At 76.0% G+C, this 18,061-nt stretch carries 18 protein-coding genes; 13 read left to right on the top strand and 5 right to left on the bottom strand.

Features of this window, described 5'->3' with window-relative positions:
• Window positions 1-27: 27 nt before the first annotated feature.
• The 3 genes from AMK13_RS26290 to AMK13_RS26300 form a co-directional block, all read right to left on the bottom strand.
• Window positions 28-1,221, bottom strand: a complete 1,194-nt coding sequence (locus AMK13_RS26290; RefSeq protein ID WP_074004447.1) for an MBL fold metallo-hydrolase — start codon at window positions 1,219-1,221, stop codon at window positions 28-30.
• 351 nt (window positions 1,222-1,572) lie between these two features.
• On the bottom strand, window positions 1,573-2,025 hold the full coding sequence (locus AMK13_RS26295) for a MaoC family dehydratase (protein WP_074004323.1): 453 nt from the start codon (window positions 2,023-2,025) through the stop codon (window positions 1,573-1,575).
• 75 nt (window positions 2,026-2,100) lie between these two features.
• A complete protein-coding gene (locus tag AMK13_RS26300; RefSeq protein WP_074004324.1) occupies window positions 2,101-2,625 on the bottom strand; it encodes a pyridoxamine 5'-phosphate oxidase family protein in 525 nt (174 codons plus the stop codon).
• Window positions 2,626-2,742: 117 nt separating this feature from the next.
• Here AMK13_RS26300 and AMK13_RS26305 point away from each other — a divergent pair, with 117 nt between their 5' ends.
• The 13 genes from AMK13_RS26305 to AMK13_RS26365 all read left to right on the top strand — a co-directional run bounded on the left by AMK13_RS26305 (window position 2,743) and on the right by AMK13_RS26365 (window position 17,097).
• Entirely contained in the window at window positions 2,743-3,633 is an 891-nt protein-coding gene (locus AMK13_RS26305; RefSeq protein ID WP_074004325.1) for a hypothetical protein, read from the top strand.
• Between the two features lie 137 nt (window positions 3,634-3,770).
• Window positions 3,771-4,394 (top strand): hypothetical protein, encoded by a 624-nt coding sequence (locus AMK13_RS26310; RefSeq protein ID WP_143204635.1) that lies wholly within the window; start codon window positions 3,771-3,773, stop codon window positions 4,392-4,394.
• Entirely contained in the window at window positions 4,388-5,335 is a 948-nt protein-coding gene (locus AMK13_RS26315) for a hypothetical protein (protein WP_049658834.1), read from the top strand. Before AMK13_RS26310 ends, AMK13_RS26315 begins: the two co-directional genes overlap by 7 nt.
• Window positions 5,336-5,435: 100 nt before the next feature.
• Window positions 5,436-6,281, top strand: coding sequence for an SAF domain-containing protein (locus tag AMK13_RS26320; protein WP_074004327.1), 846 nt, complete (start codon window positions 5,436-5,438; stop codon window positions 6,279-6,281).
• Window positions 6,281-7,705, top strand: a complete 1,425-nt coding sequence (locus AMK13_RS46330; RefSeq protein WP_074004328.1) for a hypothetical protein — start codon at window positions 6,281-6,283, stop codon at window positions 7,703-7,705. The genes AMK13_RS26320 and AMK13_RS46330 overlap by 1 nt, the downstream gene beginning before the upstream one ends.
• Window positions 7,695-9,335 (top strand): CpaF family protein, encoded by a 1,641-nt coding sequence (locus tag AMK13_RS26330; RefSeq protein WP_074004329.1) that lies wholly within the window; start codon window positions 7,695-7,697, stop codon window positions 9,333-9,335. The genes AMK13_RS46330 and AMK13_RS26330 overlap by 11 nt, the downstream gene beginning before the upstream one ends.
• On the top strand, window positions 9,335-10,300 hold the full coding sequence (locus tag AMK13_RS26335) for a type II secretion system F family protein (RefSeq protein WP_079272466.1): 966 nt from the start codon (window positions 9,335-9,337) through the stop codon (window positions 10,298-10,300). The genes AMK13_RS26330 and AMK13_RS26335 overlap by 1 nt, the downstream gene beginning before the upstream one ends.
• Window positions 10,297-11,175 carry a type II secretion system F family protein gene (locus AMK13_RS26340; RefSeq protein ID WP_049658133.1) on the top strand — a complete coding sequence of 293 codons (879 nt, stop codon included), beginning with the start codon at window positions 10,297-10,299 and terminating at the stop codon, window positions 11,173-11,175. The genes AMK13_RS26335 and AMK13_RS26340 overlap by 4 nt, the downstream gene beginning before the upstream one ends.
• Before the next feature lie 59 nt (window positions 11,176-11,234).
• Entirely contained in the window at window positions 11,235-11,543 is a 309-nt protein-coding gene (locus AMK13_RS26345) for a hypothetical protein (protein WP_074004330.1), read from the top strand.
• 38 nt (window positions 11,544-11,581) lie between these two features.
• Window positions 11,582-11,956 (top strand): TadE/TadG family type IV pilus assembly protein, encoded by a 375-nt coding sequence (locus AMK13_RS26350; protein WP_234348625.1) that lies wholly within the window; start codon window positions 11,582-11,584, stop codon window positions 11,954-11,956.
• 104 nt (window positions 11,957-12,060) lie between these two features.
• Entirely contained in the window at window positions 12,061-12,438 is a 378-nt protein-coding gene (locus AMK13_RS26355) for a pilus assembly protein (RefSeq protein ID WP_143204636.1), read from the top strand.
• 160 nt (window positions 12,439-12,598) lie between these two features.
• Window positions 12,599-13,048 (top strand): hypothetical protein, encoded by a 450-nt coding sequence (locus tag AMK13_RS26360; protein ID WP_049658128.1) that lies wholly within the window; start codon window positions 12,599-12,601, stop codon window positions 13,046-13,048.
• A complete protein-coding gene (locus tag AMK13_RS26365) occupies window positions 13,048-17,097 on the top strand; it encodes a LysM peptidoglycan-binding domain-containing protein (RefSeq protein WP_143204637.1) in 4,050 nt (1,349 codons plus the stop codon). Before AMK13_RS26360 ends, AMK13_RS26365 begins: the two co-directional genes overlap by 1 nt.
• Window positions 17,098-17,160: 63 nt before the next feature.
• Here AMK13_RS26365 and AMK13_RS26370 read toward each other — a convergent pair whose 3' ends face one another.
• Window positions 17,161-17,463 (bottom strand): hypothetical protein, encoded by a 303-nt coding sequence (locus tag AMK13_RS26370; RefSeq protein ID WP_074004332.1) that lies wholly within the window; start codon window positions 17,461-17,463, stop codon window positions 17,161-17,163.
• 15 nt (window positions 17,464-17,478) lie between these two features.
• Window positions 17,479-18,027, bottom strand: coding sequence for an HAD domain-containing protein (locus AMK13_RS26375; RefSeq protein ID WP_074004333.1), 549 nt, complete (start codon window positions 18,025-18,027; stop codon window positions 17,479-17,481).
• Window positions 18,028-18,061 lie beyond the last annotated feature (34 nt).

Raw genomic sequence — 18,061 nt, forward strand, 5'->3', positions numbered from 1 at the left:
GGGGCGGCGCGGGCCGGGTGGCGGCCTTCAGTGAACAGATTTTGAAATCTGTTCACTGAAAGTCGTCGTCTGTTCGCGCGCCCCGGCCACCGCCTCCTCCGGCCGCTCGCCGACCAGCGGCGGGACGCCGTGCGGGCCGGCGGCGACGGCGCGCCACCACAGCCGTAGGGCGGGCGGGGCGGCCGGTTCGAAGGGCTTGCCGGGGCGGGGCACCGCGAGCCGGGCGCCGAGCGTCTGGGCGGCGGTGACCACCCGCTCGGCGGGCTCCTCCCAGGGGTGCGGCGCGAGGTTGAAGGTGCACCAGTGGATCGGCAGCAGCAGCTCGCCGCCCAGGTCCAGGTGCGCCCGTACACCCTCCTCGGGGGTCATGTGCACTTCGGGCCAGAAGTCGCTGTACGCGCCGACCTGCATCATCGTCGCGTCGAACGGGCCGAGCCGGCGGCCGATCTCGGCGAAGCCGGGGAAGTAGCCGGTGTCCCCGCTGTGGAAGATCCGCCGTCCGCCGCCGGCCACCACCCAGGACGCCCACAGGAACAGCGTGCTGGTGCGCGGCCCGCGGCTGCAGTAGTGGCGGGCCGGCGTGGCGGTCAGGGTCAGCCCGGCGACCTCGGCCGACTCCCACCAGTCCAGTTCGACGATCCGCTCGGCCGGTACGCCCCAGTGCTCCAGGTGCGCCCCGACCCCGAGCGGGACGGCGAACGCCGCGCCGGTCCCGATCAGCGCCCGGACGGTGCCCATGTCGAGGTGGTCGTAGTGGTCGTGGGAGATCACGACCACGTCCACCGGCCCGAGTTCGGACAGCGGCAGCGGCACCGGGTGCAGCCGCTTGGGGCCGGTCCAGGAGAAGGGGGAGCAGCGCTCTCCCCAGACCGGGTCGAGCAGCACCCGCCGTCCGTCGATCTCGGCCAGGACCGTGGCGTGCCCCAGCCAGGTCAGCCGCAGCCCGGACCGGGGCGGCGCGGCCAGGTCGACGGGGAGCAGCCGGTGCACCGGGACGGCGGCGGTCGGCGTCCGGCGGGTCTTGTCCCCGGTCAGCTGGGCCCGGGGGATCTCCAGCGGGCTGCGTTCGTACACCAGGCGGCGGGTCGGCACCGGGTTGCGGAAGGCGCCGTCGGCGAAGTGCGGGGAGCGGCGGATGCGGGCCAGCCGTTCGCCCCGGGGCTCGGCGCCGAAGGCGTCGGTCCGGATCCGGTGCCAGGCGGACCGGGGCAGTCCGGCCAGCCCGGGGACGGCGCGCTCGGCCGCGGGGCCGGCGGACGGCGGGGCGAGCTGCGACGTCAGACCGGCGAGGCGGGAGATCCACGGGGCGGGGCGGGGCACGGCTCCTCCAGGGACGGTCACGGCTACCGGGCGTGCCGGGGCGCGCAGCACAGCGGCGGGTGGGGCTGCTGCGATACGACAACCATCTCGTCGGAGATTACTCGCCGTGGGCCGTCCGGACCTGGTGGAGAGCCCCGCGCGGTCCAATCGGCGTACCCGGGGAGGGCGGCCCGGGCCGGTGCCCGGGTTCGGCCCGGCGCGGGTCCGCGCCGAGTGGAGCGAGGGCCCGAGCGCCCGTCGGTCCGCCCTCCGTCAGGCGTAGAAGCGGGTGATCGTCTCCGCGACGCAGTGCGGCTTGGCGCTCCGCTCACTGGTCACGGTGAACCGCACCACCGCCTGGACCCCGCCCGGCACCTCGGTCGCCGAGAGCAGCTCGGCGGTGGCCCGGACCGCCGTGCCCACCGGCACCGGCGCCGGGAAGCGCACCTTGTCGGAGCCGTAGTTCAGCGCCATCCGCACGCCTTCGACGGCGTAGCACTCCTTCGCGAGCACCGGGATCATCGACTGGGTCAGGTAGCCGTGCGCGATGGTCGAGCCGAACTGGCTCTCCTTGGCCCGCTCCGGGTCCACATGGATCCACTGGTGGTCACCGGTCGCCTCGGCGAACAGGTCGATCTGCCGCTGCTCGATGGTGTGCCACTGGCTGGTGCCCAGCTCGGTGCCGACGGCGGCGGTCAGCTCGGCGAGGGAGGCGAAGGTCGTCACGGTGCGCTCCTGGTGGGGGACGGACCCGGGGAGGGATCAGGACGCCGGAAGCGTATGCCTACCCATCGGTATCTGTCAGGAGCCGAGCGGGAAACCGGTGTTCACGGGGCCGGTCCTCACGGGCCCCGCGCTCGTCGGCCCCGCGCCCATCGGCCGTCGCGTCTGGAGCCCCGGGGCGCCCGGGACGCCCGGTCCGGTCGGGAACAGCCGGCGGCCGCTCACCAGCTCCGGCACCAGCGCCACGAACAGCGGCTCCGGATCGCCCACCCACGGCCGCAGGCCGGAGCGCAGCACCCGCCGGACCTGCTCGGGGTCGCTCACCACGTCGGCCCGCCCGTGCACCAGTACGCTCCACCCGGTGCGGGTGACCGGGTCCAGCAGATCCGCCTGGAAGGCCACCACCGTGCCGTCCAGCCCGCGCGCGGTGGCACTTCCCCGGCGTACGGCGAGCACCAGCCGCCCGTCCAGGACCTCGAAGGAGACCGGCAGGACGGCCGGCAGCGCGTGCTCGGTGTACACCACGCGCCCGACGGGCACGGTGCTGAGCAGCCGCAGGCACTCGGCCTCGCTCAGGGTCTCCACACGGTCCTCACGCTCCATGCGTCCGATCGTCCTCGGTCGGTGCCCGCATCGATAGGGCCCATGGTCCCTGAGCGGACGGGCCGGGAGCCCCGTCGGCGGCCGTCCGGGGCGGTAGCCTGCCCGGCGGGTGGAGAAATGGTGCAGGAGGGGGACGGCCGGATGGCGGGCGGGGTCGATCTGGTGGTGATCGGGGCGGACGGCGGGCCCGACCGGGCCTTCGGGGGTGCGGCGCTCGCGCCGGACGGTGCCCGGCAGCTCGCCGAGGTGCTGCCCGGGATGTGCTTCGACACCGGCGCGGCCGGCTGCCGGGTCACCACGGTGCCGCCGGACGCGGACGCCAACGCCATGCTCACCGCCGTCCGGGACGCCGCCCTGCACCCCGGCCGCTGGCTGCTGGTCTGCCTGGTCGGCCAGCTGGTGGCCGATCCGCGCGGCCGCCGGCTCGCCCTGGTCACCGCCGGCAGCACCGCCGACAACGCCTACCGCCGGGGCCTGGCCTGGGACTGGGTGGTCAGCGCGATGGTGCACGGGGACCAGGAGGAGGCGCTGCTGCTGGTCGACGCGGCGGTCGACCGGGACGCCTGGGCGGCGCTGGAGCGCGGCGAGGACGGCGCGGGCGAACTGCTGAGCTACTCGCGGGTCCCGCTGTGGGGCCGGATCGGCCGCTACAGCCCGGGCAGCCGCTACGCCCCGGGCAGACGCGGCCGGGACGCCGTCCTGCCGGGCGGGGAGGGCTCGTTCAGCCGGGCCCTGACCACCGTCCTGCGCGAGGGCGTCCCGGGTGCCCCCGCGGCCGTCTCCCCGCTCGATCTCCAGCCGGCCGTGGCCGCGCTGACGGACGGCGGGGAACCGGCCGGTAGTTCGGGTGCGCCTGGCGCGCGCCTGCTCGTTCCGCCGCACGCCGGGCGGCTCCTGATGCGCAATCGGGCCGCGGTTCGGGGCGCATTGGCCGGATTGTCGCTTTCCGAAGAACTGTTGGCCGTTCTGTGGCGGGAAAGTGCCCCGACGGAACCGCCTTCCGCGTAAGGTCAGGGGGCCTGAGGTGTTGCCGTGATGGGGTGGGTTGGCGAAGAATCGATCCCCAGCGGAAACACCGGTGGGACGGCGGAATTCTCCTGGCGGCCGTGGATCACGGATCAGGTCGGTCGCAATGAGGTGGGGCCATGCGGCAGCGCGGAAATGTGTTGCGCCCTGGGGCGGTTGGGGTCGGTGGGGCGGTTCTGGTGTTGCTGCTCGGTGCTTGTGCGGGCGGTGGTGCGGGCGGTTCCGTCGATCGCATCGGGTCGGCCGCGCCCACCGTCGCGGGAGTGAACCCGCTAACTCCTTCGAGTGGTTCGGCAAACGATTCGATCGCGCCGACCAGCGGTCCGGAAGGGGCCATGGCACGGCTGGCCCTGAAGGCGTATCAGGACTGGTGGCAGGCCCAGGCCGAGACGTTCGGGCGGTCGGATTCGGACGGTTACGGACTGGAGCAGTACTCCTCCGGTCGGGCGCTGTCCGACAGCCTGGTCAGCCTCCGGCAACTGCGCGACGCCAAAGTGGTGATGACCGGAACGCCGCGCAATTCCGCGGTGGTCAAGACCGTCGACCTGAAAGCCGATCCGCAGACCGCCGTGATCGAGGACTGCGTCGACCTGTCCGGCTGGCACCGCGTCGATGCCGTCACCGGGGCCGCCAAGGATCCCGGAGCACGCCTGAACCGGTACGTCGGAACCGCTTCCCTGCGCTGGTTCCAAGCACATTGGTTGATCTACGACTTCAAACGGGAGGTGGATCGGACATGCTGAACGCGCGGAAACCGGCCCGGCGAATCTCGGTCGTCGCGTCGATGTCGGCCGGGTTGCTGCTGTCCTCGGCGGTGGGTGCGACCGCGGACGAACCGCCGAGCGGCGGGGCCGAGCAGTGCTACCCGAACGTGATCTGCGTGGACGTCAATTCCGGGGGGACGACCACGACGCCCGGCGGATCGAAGCCCGGCGGTGGCGGCGGATCGGGCACCGGCCCGCAGCTGTGCAGCTACCACGACGTCCCCTGGGCCTGCCACGACCCCCAGCTGGGCTGGTTCAGCAGCGACAAGGGCTGCTACTTCCGCCCGCTGGACAACCCGCCGGCCGCCGGCGACCCGGCCTGGGGCGGCCACGACCCGAAGGACGGCTCGCTCTACACGAAGGTCTGCCCGCAGACCGACGGGGGCCTGGGCGGCGCCGAGGTCGTCTTCGAGCCCACCTCGCCGGACGGGCAGAACGTCAACGCGGAGGCCACGGCCATCCAGACCGCCTACGACCGGGTCCGCTTCCGGCCCCCGGTGGGCCGGGCCGCGCCCCAGAAAACGGCGGTGGTCAACGCCCCGGTCTGGCTCTGGGCGGACGACGCCGCGCTGCCCGCACCGGGCAACGCGTCGGTCGCGGGCATCTCGGTCACCGTCACGCCCCGGCTGGTGAAGGCGGACTGGAGCTTCGGCGACCACCTCCAGACCTCCTGCACCACGCCCGGCACGCCGTACGTCCCCGCATACGGCGACGCGAAGTCCCCGGACTGCGGCTACGAGTTCAGGACCAGCTCGGCCCGTGAGAAGAACGGCGTCTTCAGCGCCACGGTGACGATGCACTGGGAGGCCGCCGTGGTGGTCACCGGCGGGCCGAACCCGCGGAAGTTCACCATCCCGGGCATCAACCAGAGCAGCAAGCCCTTCGAGCTCAAGGTCGCCGAGATGCAGGTGCTCAACTGAGCGCTCCGGCGCGGCGATCCGCGCACTGACCAGCCAGAAGAGCCAGACCGGCCGGACGAGCCGGACGAGCCAGAGACGAACGAGGGAAGGGCGGAACCCGGTGGAGAACCGTACGTTCGCGACGCCGGGATCCGGCACCTCCGCGGGCGCGGCGGCGTCCGTGGCACTCCCGGAGCAGCCGGAGCAGGGCGGCCCGGGCAAGGGCCGGGGGCTGCCGCACGCGCCCGGGCGGACCATGCGGGCGCGGCGGCGGCGCCCGGCGGTGCTGGCGATGGCGGTCGCGCTGATCGCGGCCGGCGGGCTGGGCGGGGCCGTCCTCTACAACAGCACCGGCCAGCGGGTCGCGGTGCTGGCGCTGGCCCGGGACGTGCCGTGGGGGCAGGTGATCACCGAGGACGACCTGGTGGTCGCCCGGATCGCGGGGGACCCGGCGCTGCACCCGCTGGCGGCCCAGGACCGGACGAAGGCCGTCGGCATGCGGGCCGCCACCGACCTCAAGCGCGGCGCGATGCTCACCGGGGCCGACCTCGCGCAGGGACTGTCGGTGCAGCCCGGGCAGATCGTGGTCGGGGTGTCGGCCAAGCGCAGCCAGCTGCCCGCCAGCCGGCTCCAGCCCGGCGTGCAGCTGGTCGTCGTCTTCATCCCCGACAACGGCCGGGCCGACTCGCTGCCCGCCACGGTGATCACCGTCGGCCGGGTGGACACCGACGGCAGCCAGGTGATCGACGTGGCGGTCGGCACCGCCGACGGGCCCCGGCTGGCGCAGTGGGTGGCGAGCGGGCGGATCCAGGTGCTGCTCGCGCCGCGCGGCGGGGCGGCGGGCGGCGCCGCGCCGAACCCGGCGCCGAGCGGTGCGCCCTCGGCCGCCCCCGCCGCTCCTACCCCCGGGGCGACCACGCCGGGTGCCGCCACGTCCGGGGGACCGGCCGCGACGGGCGGCGCCTGATGGCCGTGATCGCGGTGGTCGGCGGCCCGGGCGCACCGGGAGCCACCACCACCGCCCTGGCACTGCTGCTGTCCTGGCCGCTGCCGCCCGGCCGGCGGATCCTGCTGGTCGAGGCCGACCCGGACGGCGGCGCGGTGCTCGCCGGCGCCCTGGAGGGCCGGGTCGAGGCGGTGTACGGGTTGCGCAACCTGGCCGTCGCCGACCGGCGCGGGCTGCTCGCGCAGACCATCTGGGAGCAGCTGATCGACCTCTCGCCCGAGGGCAACGCCGAACGGCTGCTGCTGCCCGGGCTGACCGACCCCACCCAGGCGCCCGGCCTCGCCTACACCTGGGAGCCGCTCGCCGAACTGCTGCACGGCGTGGAACAGCAGGGCTACGACGTGATCGTGGACCTCGGCCGCTCCGGCGCCACCGGCCACAGCGCGGTGCTGGCCCGCCGCGCCGACGCGGTGGTGGCGACCGTGCGCACCACGCTGCGCGGGCTGAGCGCGGTCCGGCCCCGGCTTGCCGCCCTGACCGAGGACCTGGCCGCCGCCGGCACCGGCGCGGACGCGCTCGGGCTGCTGCTGGTCGCCGAGGGGCCGTACGCCCGGGCGGAGGTGACCCGGGAGCTCGGGCTGCCGGTGCTCGGGGTGCTGCCGCACGCCCCCCGGACGGCGAAGGTGCTCTCCGACGGCGGGGACACCACCGACCGGCGGTTCATCCGCTCGGAGCTGATGCGCACGGCGCGCTCGGCGGCGGACGAGGTGCAGCTGCTGGTCCGCCGCCGGCGCCAGCGGCTCGCGCCGGGCGCGGCGCCCGCCCAGCTGACGGCGGGCGGCCCGGTCGCGGGCCCGGTCGCGGCGGCGGTGCCGACGCCGCCGGTCCCGGCCGCTCCGATGCCGGCGGCCCAGGCCCCGGCCCCGCCGATACCGACCCCGCCCGTGCCGATGGCGCCGCAGCCGTCGATGCCTGCGCCCGCGCCGGGCCCGTACGGGCAGTCGGCGTACGGTCCGGGCGGCCGGCCGGGGTACGGGCAGGGCGGTCACGGCCAGACCCCGTACGCGCCAGGCCCGCAGGCGCAGGGCCCGTACGCGCAGACCCCGCATGGGCAGGGACCGTACCCGCCGGGCCCGTACGGTGCGGCGGCCCACGGCCGCTCCGGGCCCGGCCGCTCCGGCTACGGGACGGCCGAGGGCGAGCAGCCCTCGTACGCCCCGCCGCAGTCCGTCCCACCGGTGATCACCACCGGACCGGTGGCGCCGCTGGCCGGGCTGGCGCCGCAGCCGGCCGCGCCGGCGCCGTTCCCGGCGCACGTCCAGTCCGCCCCGTACGGCGATCAGGATGACCAGTACCCGCTCCAGCAGCCGTTTGTGACAGACAGTCAGGACAACGTGAACGGGCCGTACCCGCACGACCCCGGGGAGGTGCTCCGTGCGCGGTAGCCCCCTGCACCAGCGTCCCAGCGCCGATCCGGCCGCGCTGCCCTGGGCGGGGCCGGTGACCGGGCCCGCGCCGGTGACCGGTCCGGTCGCCCCGGCGCACGGGTACCAGCCCGGCCCGGTCGCGCCCCAGCCCGGCCCGGCGCAGCCCGTCGCGCCGCAGCCCGTCCCGCCGGGTGCGGCCGCCGGGCCCACCGCCGTGCCCTCCCAGCTGCCCTCGCTGGACCTGCGCGGCTCCGCCACCCGGCCCGTCGTGGACCCGCAGGTCGCCCGCGAGCTCAAGCGCCAGGTCGCGGCCGAACTGCACCAGCAGATCACCCGGTTGACGCTCTCCTCCGGCTCCGAGCCGGACCGCGCCACCCGCCGCCAGCGCGGCCGGGCGCTGATCGAGGAGGCCGTCGCCCGGTGGTCCGACGCGTACGCCCAGACCCACGGCATCCCGCCCACCCGGGATCAGGACCGCGCCCTCGCCGAGGCCGTCTTCGACCTGCTGTTCCGGGCCGGCCGGCTCCAGCCCTACCTGGACGACCCGGAGATCGAGAACATCCTGATCAACGGCTGTGACGACGTCTGGGTCTCCAAGGTGCACCAACCCCTGCGCCAGGTACCGCCGGTGGCCGACAGCGACGCCGAACTCGTCGAACTGCTCCAGGATCTGGCCCGCCAGCACGGCGGCGGCGAGCGCAGCCTGTCCACCGCCAGCCCGACCCTCGCGCTGCGGCTGGAGGGCGGCATGCGCCTCCAGGCGCTCACCGAGGTGACGCCCCGCCCGTACGTGGCGATCCGGCGCCACCGGGTGGCCTCCGCGACGCTCCCCGAGATGGTCGAACTCGGCACCCTGGACGCCACCTTGGCGGCCTTCCTGGCCGCCGCGATCCGGGCCCGGAAGAATGTGATGATCACCGGCACCCAGGGCGTCGGCAAGACCAGCCTGCTGCGCGCGATGGCCGCCGAGATCCCGCCGGACGAGCGGATCGGCACCCTGGAGTCGGAGTTCGAACTCTGGCTGCACACCCTCGGCCACCTGCGCCAGGTCGTCCCGATGGAGGCCCGCGAGGGCAACGGCGAGCGCGTCGAGGGGCGCCTGGCCGGGGAGTTGACCCTCGGCGACCTCATCCCGGCCGCGCTGCGGATGACGCTCTCGCGGATCATCGTCGGGGAGGTCCGCTCCGGCGAGGTCGTCCCGATGCTGCGGGTGATGACCAACGGCGAGGGCGGCTCGATGTGCACCCTGCACGCCCGCGGCCCGCACATGGTCGTCGACCGCATCGCCGAACTCTGCCTGGAGTACGGCTCGCACATGACCGACTCACTCGCCTACCGGCTCACCGCCAACGCCCTGGACCTCATCGTGCACGTCACCATGGTCGACGAGACCGCCGTCGGCGGCCGCCGGCACCGCTTCGTCTCCCACGTCCTGGAGGTCACCGGCCTCGGGGAGAGCGGCCGGCCCGCGCTGAACACCGTCTTCGGCCCCCGGCCGGACCTCGGCGAGCCGCGGGCCGTCCCGCACACCCCGCCGCAGTGCCTGGACGACCTGCGCCGGGCCGGCTTCGACGCCTCGCTGCTCGGCTCCCGGTACGGGAGTTGGGCCACCCCGCTGCAGCTGCGGATCGGCGGTGGCACCCGGTGATGCTGCTCTTCGCCCTGTGCGGGCTGGCGGTCGCGGGCGGCATGGTCGCCCTGGCGCTCTGGGCCCGCGGCAGCGAGCCCGGCGACGAGGACGAGGCCGAGCGGGCGGTCAACCCGCTGGCCGGCCGGCTCCACGTGTTCTGGTACGGCGCGCCCGGGACGGCCGGGCACCGGATGGTGCGGCTGCGCCGCGTCCAACTGCCGCTGGCGCTCGCCGGCGCGCCGCTGGCCTGGCTGTTCACCGGCATCCCGCTGACCGCGCTGCTGGTGCCGCTGGCCGTCTTCGGCCTGCCCTGGCTGTTCGACACCACCCGCCCGGACACCCACCGGATCGAGCGGCTGGAGGCGCTCTCCGAGTGGACCCAGCGGATCGCCGACGTGCTGCTGCTCGGGGTCGGCCTCAACCAGGCCATCGTCACCAGCCGGCGCACCGCCCCGGCCGCCCTGGAGGACGAGATCGGCGAGCTGGCCGCCCGGCTGCAGGCCCGCTGGCGGCCCGAGGAGGCGCTGCGCGCCTTCGCCGACAGCCTCGCCGACGCCACCGCCGACAAGGTGCTCGCCGCGCTCGTGCTGCGGGCCGGGGACAGCGGCCCCGGCCTGGCCCGCACGCTCTCCGACATGGCCGACTCGGTGCGCGAGGAGGTCCGCCAGCGCCGCGCCATCGAGGCCGACCGGGCCAAGCACCGGACCACCATCCGCTGGCTGGTCGGCATCATCGTGCTGGTCGTCACCGTCGGCTCCTTCAACACCGAGTACACCCGGCCGTACGGGACCTTCCTCGGCCAGGTGGTGCTCGCCGTGGTCGCCGCCCTGTTCGTGGCGATCATCGCCTGGATGCGGGCGCTGGCCTCCCACCCGCCGGTGCCCCGGCTGCTGACGCCCGACCGGCGCAGCAGGAGCGGACGGCGGACCAGCGCCGCGCCGACCGGGCCGGAGCCGGCCGAGCAGCTCGGGGAGGTCCGATGATCTCCCCCTGGTCCGTGCTGGCCGGCGCCGCCGCGGCCGGCGGCCTCGCCCTCCTGGTCGCCGAACTGCGGCCGGCGCCACCGGACCTGCGCCAGGCGCTGGACCGGCTGCACGCCACCCCCGCCGACCGCGAGCAGGACCCGGACGAGCGGCCCCGCTGGTACGACCGGATCGGCGAGCGGTCCGTCCACCTGCGCGGGGTCTCCGTCCCGCGCCGCGAGCTCGCCCTGATCGGCCGCACCCCGGCCCGGTTCATGGTGCACAAGCTGCTGTTCTCCGCGCTCGGCCTGCTGCTGCCCGCCTACCTGGGCGCGATGGCCGTGCTGATGGGCGTCGGCCTGCCGTTCGCCCTGCCGCTGGTCGCCGGGCCGCTGCTGGCCGGACTGCTCTGGTTCGTCCCGGACGCCGTCGTGCGCGGCGAGGCCAAGGAGGCGCGCACCGAGTACCTGCACGGCATCGCCGCCTACCTGGAGCTCGTCGCGATGGAGCGGGCCGCCGACTGCGGCCCCGCCGAGGCGCTGCGCCGGGCCGCCGCGGTCGGGCGGGGCGCGGTGTTCCGGCGGATCCGCGACGCGCTGGAGCGCGCGGCCACCGACCGGCTCCCGCCGTGGGCCGGACTCGACGCGCTGGCCGAGGAGTTGGGGCTCAGCCCGCTCCAGGACGTGGCCGACATCATGCGGCTGTCCGGCAACGACGGCGCCGCCGTGTACGACACCCTGCGGGCCCGCGCCAAGGGCCTGCGCGGGGAACTGCTCGCCGAGGACCTCGCCCGCGCGAACGCCGACAGCGAGCGGATGGTCGCGCCCGGGGCCGCCCTGACCCTGCTGATGACCGTCCTGATCGTCTTCCCCGCGCTGCACCAGATGCTCAACTGACAGCCGTCCCAGAGCAGCCGACACCACACCACACCGCCACGTCCCTCCGGAGAGACCCGATGACCGTACGACTCGTCCAACTGGCAGACCGGGTGCTGCGCCCCGTCCTGCTACCGGTCCAGTTCGCACTCCTGCTGTTCACCCTGCGGCTCGGCCGGCTGCGGGCCGCCCGCGCGCGCGGCGACCGCGGTGCGATCAGCATCGAACTCGCCCTCGCCATCATCGCGTTGGTCTTCGTCGCGGGTGCCGTGGCGACCGCGCTCTACCTGCTGAAGGACAAGGTCGTCAAGAAGGTCGAGCAGGACCCGAACATGCCGGGTGCGGGCGGAGCGGGCGGAGCGGGCGGCGCGGGCGGCGCCACCCCGTGATGCGTGCCGCTCTCCGCCGCAGGGGCGACCGGGGGTCGATGAGCGTGAGCCTCGCCATCGTCTTCCCGGTCGTCCTGCTGCTCGTCCTGCTCGTCGTCCAGGCCGCGCTGTGGTGGTACGACCGGCAGGTCGCGCTCACGGCCGCCCGCGAGGGCGTGGACGCCGGACGGGTGCAGGGCAGCGCGACGGACGGCGAGAAGAACGAGGCGGCCCAGCGGCAGGCCCGCGACTTCCTCGACCGGCAGGGCGTGCACGGGTACACGGTGCGGACCGACGGCAGCACGGCGCAGACCATCCGGGTCACCGTGCGGCTGACCCCGCCGCTGCTGATACCCGGGCTCAAGGCGCCCGACATCACCCAGTTCGCCGAGGCGCCCCGCGAGCGCTTCGTACCACCGGCGGTGACACCGTGACGGACGCGCTGCGGACACCGGGCCCACGGCGGCGGTGGTCGGGGCTCCGGTCGCGACCGCGCAGGCCGGACCGGGGCGGGATCGCGATCGAGGCGGCGATCGTCGTGCCGGGGGTGGTCGGGCTGGTCCTGCTGGCCGTCGCCGCCGGACGGGTGCAGACCACGGCCGGCACCGTGGAGGCCGCCGCGCGGGCCGGGGCCCGGACCGCCTCCCTGCAGCGCAGCGTGGACGGGATGGACCAGCCGGCCAGGGACTCCGCCCTCGCGACGCTGCGCCAGCAGGGCGTGTGGTGCCGCGACGGGGACGTGCGGGTCGGCAAGGGGGAGCTGAACCTGCCCGGCGGACCGGTCACGACCGTCACCGTCACGGTGGTCTGCGACGTGGAGCTGGCCGACCTGCTCGGCGGACCGTCCGGGATACCCGTGACGAAGCACCTCGTCGGCGAGTTCACCTCGGTGGTGGACCGTTACCGGGGCACATGACAGCGCGCGGCGCCGTCACCGGGAAGACAGGGGATTGGAGACGGCCCGTGCGGGGGAGACGCAAGCGGAGAGCGCTCGGGGGATGGCGGAACGGTACCGAGCGGCGCCCGGTGGGGGCCGGTGGGGAGAGCGTCGTGCGAAGTGGGGGGAGGGGACGGAAGTGGTGAGCCGTCTGCGGCGACGGCTGTCGGCGCGCCGGTCCGACCGGGGCGCGGTGGCCCTCTTCGTGGCGATCTGCGCGGCCTACGTCGTGCTCGTCATCGCCCTGGTGATCGACGCCGGCGGCCGGCTGCGGGTCGCCGAGCGGACCGACGCCTACGCCCTGGAGGCCGCGCGGGTCGGCGGCCAGCAGCTCGACCGGGCGGCCGTCCTCCAGGGCAAGGGCTTCAAGGTCCAGGAGAAGTACGTGCGGGACGCCGCCGACGCCTACCTGGGCCTGTACGGCCTGCGGGCGGGCGGCATCGAGTTCTCCGGTGACGGCAGGGTCGTCACCGTCACCGTGCAGGCCGACTACCGCCCGGTCCTGCTGGGCGCCCTCGGGGAGCGGAAGGTTACGGGCAAGGGCAGTGCGACCCTCGTCCACGGAGTAGAGAAAGCGGAGACCGACTGATGGCCGCGCCACGTGCCAAGGACCAGGCCCGTACCGCCCAGGCCCGAAACGGCCAGGCCCCCAACGGCCGGGCCGGGACGTCCCATCGGGCCGGCGGTGCCCGAAGGCCCGCCGCCCCGGCGCCCCGACCACCCCGCGGCCGCGGCCGCGCCGTGATCACCGCGCTCGGCGCGCTGGTCGCCCTGCTCGCGCTGCTGTTCGGCGTCCCCGCGCTGCTGCTGTACGGCACCGACGCGGTCGCCGGGATGGGCGAGGTCGCCTCGGGCGGGGTGGGCGAGGCGCTCACCAGTCCGGACGACGGAAGCCTGTTCCTCTGGGCGCTGGTGGTGGTCGGCTGGATCGCCTGGGCCTGCTTCGCGCTCTCCGTCCTGCTGGAGATCCCGGCCCAGCTGCGCGGCCGGATCGCCCGCCGCATCCCGGCCTTCGGCTGGAGCCAGCGGCTCGCGGCCGGGCTGGTCGGCTCGGTGCTCGCCCTGCTCCCGGTGGCCGGCTCGGCCTTCGCGGCCGTCCCCGAGCCGAACCACAGCCCGGTCGTCCAGGCGCAGTTGACGCCGGGCGTGCAGCGCGCCGCACTGCCCGCCGCGCAGGCCGCGCCGGCCCTGACCCCGGCCGCCGAGCAGCAGAGCACGTACACCGTCCGGGACGCCCGGCCGGCCGACAGCCTGTGGTCCATCGCCGAGCGCCAACTGGGCTCGGGGGAACGCTGGGTGGAGATCGCCAAGCTCAACGACGGCCGGGTGATGGGCGATTCGGGCATCCGCTTCGACGCCGACCGGCCGATCCAGCCCGGCTGGGAGCTGCTGATGCCGGCGGACGCCAAGCCGGACGAGGCGAGGACACCGGCGCCGCCCGCCCCGGCCCCCTCGGGCGACCCGGCGCAGGGCGCGCCGCAGGAGACGCCGCAGAGCGCTCCGCAGTCCGGGACGGAGGCCGGTGGGCCCGGTGGCGCGGGCGGTGCGGCCGGCTCCGGCGGCCAGCGGACCGTCACCGTCCAGACCGGGGAGAGCCTGTCGGCCATCGCCCAGCGGGAGCTGGGGGACGGGGAGCAGTGGCCGAAGCTGTTCGAGGCGAACAAGGGGGCGCAGGCCCCGGACGGGACGCAGCTGACCGACCCGGACGTGGTGGTGCCGGGGATGGTGCTCACCGTTCCGGGGGCGGGGGGTGCCGCACCGGCGCCCGCACCGGCTCCCGCTGATCAGGCTCCGGCCGACCAGGCCCCGGCCCCCGCGCCGGCCCCCGCCGACCAGGCTCCGGCGCCGGGCGCTCCCGCGCCGGGCGCGCCGCAGTCGGCCCCGGCGCCCGCGCCCACGCACGCGCCGGCCCACGCGCCCGCCCCCGCCGCGCACGCCGACCCGGCCCCCAGCGACGACTACACCGTCGCCCTCTCGGCCTCCACCGTCGGCGTCCTGCTCGCGGCCGTCATGGTCGGCGCCGTCGCCCACAAGCGCGGCACCCAGCAGCGCGCCCGCCGCCCCCGGCACCGCATCGCGATGCCCGAGGCCGAGGCCGCCGCCTTCGAGAACGAGCTGATGGCCCGGCAGGACCAGGCCGGACTGGACCTGCTGGACCGCTCCCTGCGCACCCTGGCCCGCAACACCGTGCGCGGCGGCAAGCGGCTGCCCGCCATCGTCGCCGCCCGGATCACCCCGGGCCAAACCATCGAACTGCACCTGTCCGGACCGGCCACCCCGATCGCGCCGTTCCGCGCCGCGCACGCCGCCAACGTGTGGTGGTGCAGCGCCGACTCGGGCGACCTGCTCAGCCCCGGCCAGGCCCGCAAGACCGCCGCGCCCTATCCCGCGCTGGTCACCCTCGGCACCTCGCCGGACGGCTCGGTGGTCCTCGCCGACCTGGAGGCCGTCCGGCTGCTCCACCTGTCCGGCCACCCGGACGACGCCCGCGACGTGCTGCGCACCCTCGCCGTCGAACTGGCCCACAGCCCGCTCGCCGACCGGCTGCACCTGCACCTGGTGGACCTCGCCGAGGAGGTGCCGATCAGCGGCCCGGCCGCCGAACGCGTGCACCGCCACCCCACCCTGGAGGCCGCGCTCGCCGCCCTCGGCCCGCGCACCGCCAAGGCCCGCGCCACCCTGGTCGCCGCCGAGGCCACCAGCCCGCGCGAGGCCCGCAGCCGGGGCCAGGCCGACGAGTCCTGGACGCCCGAGATCGTGCTCTGCGCCCACCAGCCCGGCGGGGACGTCCCGGCCGAGCTCGGACGCCTGCTCGACGCCCGTCCGCGCACCTGCGTCGCCGTCATCACCCGTGCCCCCGAGCGCGGCACCGGCCCGGTCGCCCGCTGGACCCTGCCGGCCTCCGGCCAGGCCGCGATCCCGGGCCTGCACCTCACGGTCGAGCTGCAGCGGCTCAGCGACCGGCAGTACGACCAGGTCGCCGAGCTACTCCGGGTCGCCGACGACACCACCCAGCACCCGGCCCCGGCCTGGACGCTGGACGGGCCGGAGGACGACACCGACACCACCGAACTGCCCGCCGCCGTACCGGTGCTGGCCGCCGTCGGGGCCTCGGCCGCCGTGGCGGTCCCGGCCATCGGAGGTCCGGCTGCCGCGGCTCCGGTCGGTGGGGCTTCGACCGGCGGGGCCTCCGTCGGTGGGGCTTCCGCCGGCAGGACTTCCGTCGGCGGGGCTTCGGCAGGCGGGGCTTCGGCAGGCGGGGCGGAGGAAGGCGCGGCCGCCGGTCCCCGGCTGCTCGCCCGGGTCATCGGCACCGGCGCCAGCCCGTTCGCGGGCACCGATCCGGTGGCGCCCGCTCCGACCCCTGCCGCGCTGCCGCCCGCGGCGTCCAGCCCGGCTTCGGCTCCGGCGCCTGCCCCGGCCGGCCCGGCGCGGTTCGCCGTCAACGGGCAGGGACGGCAGGCGGCGACCGACGAGACCACCCGCGACCTGCGCCGGCCGGGCCTGGCGGAGGACGAGGGGACGGCCGGGCCGGGGGACACCGGTTCGGAGTCCACGGCGACGGTCGTGCTCGCCGTCCAGCCGGTCGTGCCGCAGCCCGTCGTGGCGGAGCCGACCGCGTCGAAGACGGCCGAGGGCCTTGTGCCGTCGACCGAGCCCGTTCCCGCTGCCGCTGCCGCTCCCGAGGCTGCCGTCGCCCTCGGGACCGGACCGGCCGGGACGGCGGAGACCGCGGAGGCCGTCGAAGCCGCCGAGGCCGTCGGTGCGGAGCAGCCCGGCCCCGCCGCCGTCGCCCCGGTCGCCCGGACGACGCCCGGCCGCAGCGACAGCGACGACCTGCTCGCCATCCTCCGCTCCCCGGAGGCGCACGCCCCCCGCAACGCCCCCCGGATCCGGCTGCTCGGCCCGGTGGACGTCGCGGGAGTCCTCGGCGCCGCCGCACCCGGCGCGCTGCCCCGGCTCACCGAACTGGCCGTCTACCTGGCGCTGCGCCCCGGGTCCGACCGCCACGCGCTCGACCACGACCTGCACCCCGGCGCGGCGCACCTCGACCCGCACCCCACCGCGGCCGGCTCCGAGAGCCCGCTGCCGGCCAAACTCGCCGACCTGGCCGCCTGGTTCGGCACCTCGCCGGAGGGCCGGGTCTTCCTGCCCACCGAGGGCACCGAGGGCTACTCCTTCGCCCCGGCGGTCACCTGCGACTGGGACGAGTTCCGCGGCCTCTACCGGCGCGGCATGCGCAGCACCAGCGCCACCGCCGACGCGGCCCTCGCCCACGCCCTGGCCCTGGTCCGCGGCGCGCCGTTCGCCGAGGCCCCGCCGGCCTCGTACGGCTGGGCCGAGGCCGAGCGGCAGGACATGATCGCGGCGATCGTCGACACGGCCCACGAACTGGCCGCCCGCCGCCTGCAGTACGGCGACCACCGCAGCGCCGAGGCCGCCGTCTTCCGCGGCCTCGCCGTCGCCCCGGACGTCGAACTGCTGCACCGGGACCTCTTCTACGCCTACGCCTCGGCCGGCGCCCGGGACCAACTCCTGCGCGCCGTCAATCGGTTGGACGCCCTCAGCCGCCGGACCGGCCGGGATCTGGACGCCGACACCGTCGCCCTGCTGCGGGACCTGCTCGCGGGCTCCTGACACCGCGCCCGCCCGCCCGGCCACTCCTGTTCCAGGGGTGGCCGGACGGGTTTCCGGGAGCGGTCACTCCTCCCAGGAGAAGGGCCGGCAGGCACAGGCGCCGTCGCGCGCCGGTTCGGCGGCCGAGTGGACGTCCTGGACGACGGCCTCCGGAACCCGTGCCACGGCCACCAGGACCCGCCGGTCGTCCGCCGGGGTCCGCGCGACCACCTCGACCTGCTCCTGCTCCTCCGCCGTCGCCCGGACGAGCGAGCTGAACACGTACGTTCCGCCCTCGACGCCGTACCCGTCCGCCCACAGCTCGACCAACGCCCCGCCGTGCAGGGCCAGATGCCAGCGGGACGGTGTTCCGGCGACGGGTTCCATGGCGGGGCAGTGTAGTCAGGCCGTCCGCAGCCAGGCGTCCAGCGCGGCGAAGTCCGCGTCGGTGAGCCCGCGTCGGGGATCGACCCGGTGGAGCAGGGCGCGGGCGGGGGAGTGGGCGGCGACCCAGCGGCGGTCGGCCCCGGTGATCTCGTCGTCCACCCAGGCGAACGGCCGCCCGCCCGCCCAGGCGACCAGCGTGCGGGTCTTCCAGTGCAGGCCCTGCGGCGGGTGCGTGGCGTCCGCGGTGTCCGCGTCCTCCGCGTCGTCGGAGTCGTCCACCGGCCAGTCCACGACGGGCAGTCGGGGCAGGCCGAGCCAGGGCGCGAGGCACTCGTTGGCGTCCTCCAGCCAGGTGGTGGCCCACACCGGCTCGGCCGGCAGGCGGAGCAGCCGAGGGCCCAACTCCGGGTCCACGCGGGCGATCAGCGGGTTCCCGCCCGGCGTCGTACCGGCCGGGACGTGCGGGCTGCGGTGGACGGGGTAGCCGCCCGGCGGCGGGCCCCCGAAGGGGATCAGCGGACCGTCCACGTCGAGGAAGAGCAGCGGGCGATCGGTATCGATCATGACGGCACCTTAGCGGGCGGCGCGGGCGGTGTGG

It is taken from the genome of Streptomyces sp. CB02056 (assembly GCF_001905545.1).
In the GTDB taxonomy this organism is placed as follows: Bacteria; Actinomycetota; Actinomycetes; order Streptomycetales; family Streptomycetaceae; genus Kitasatospora.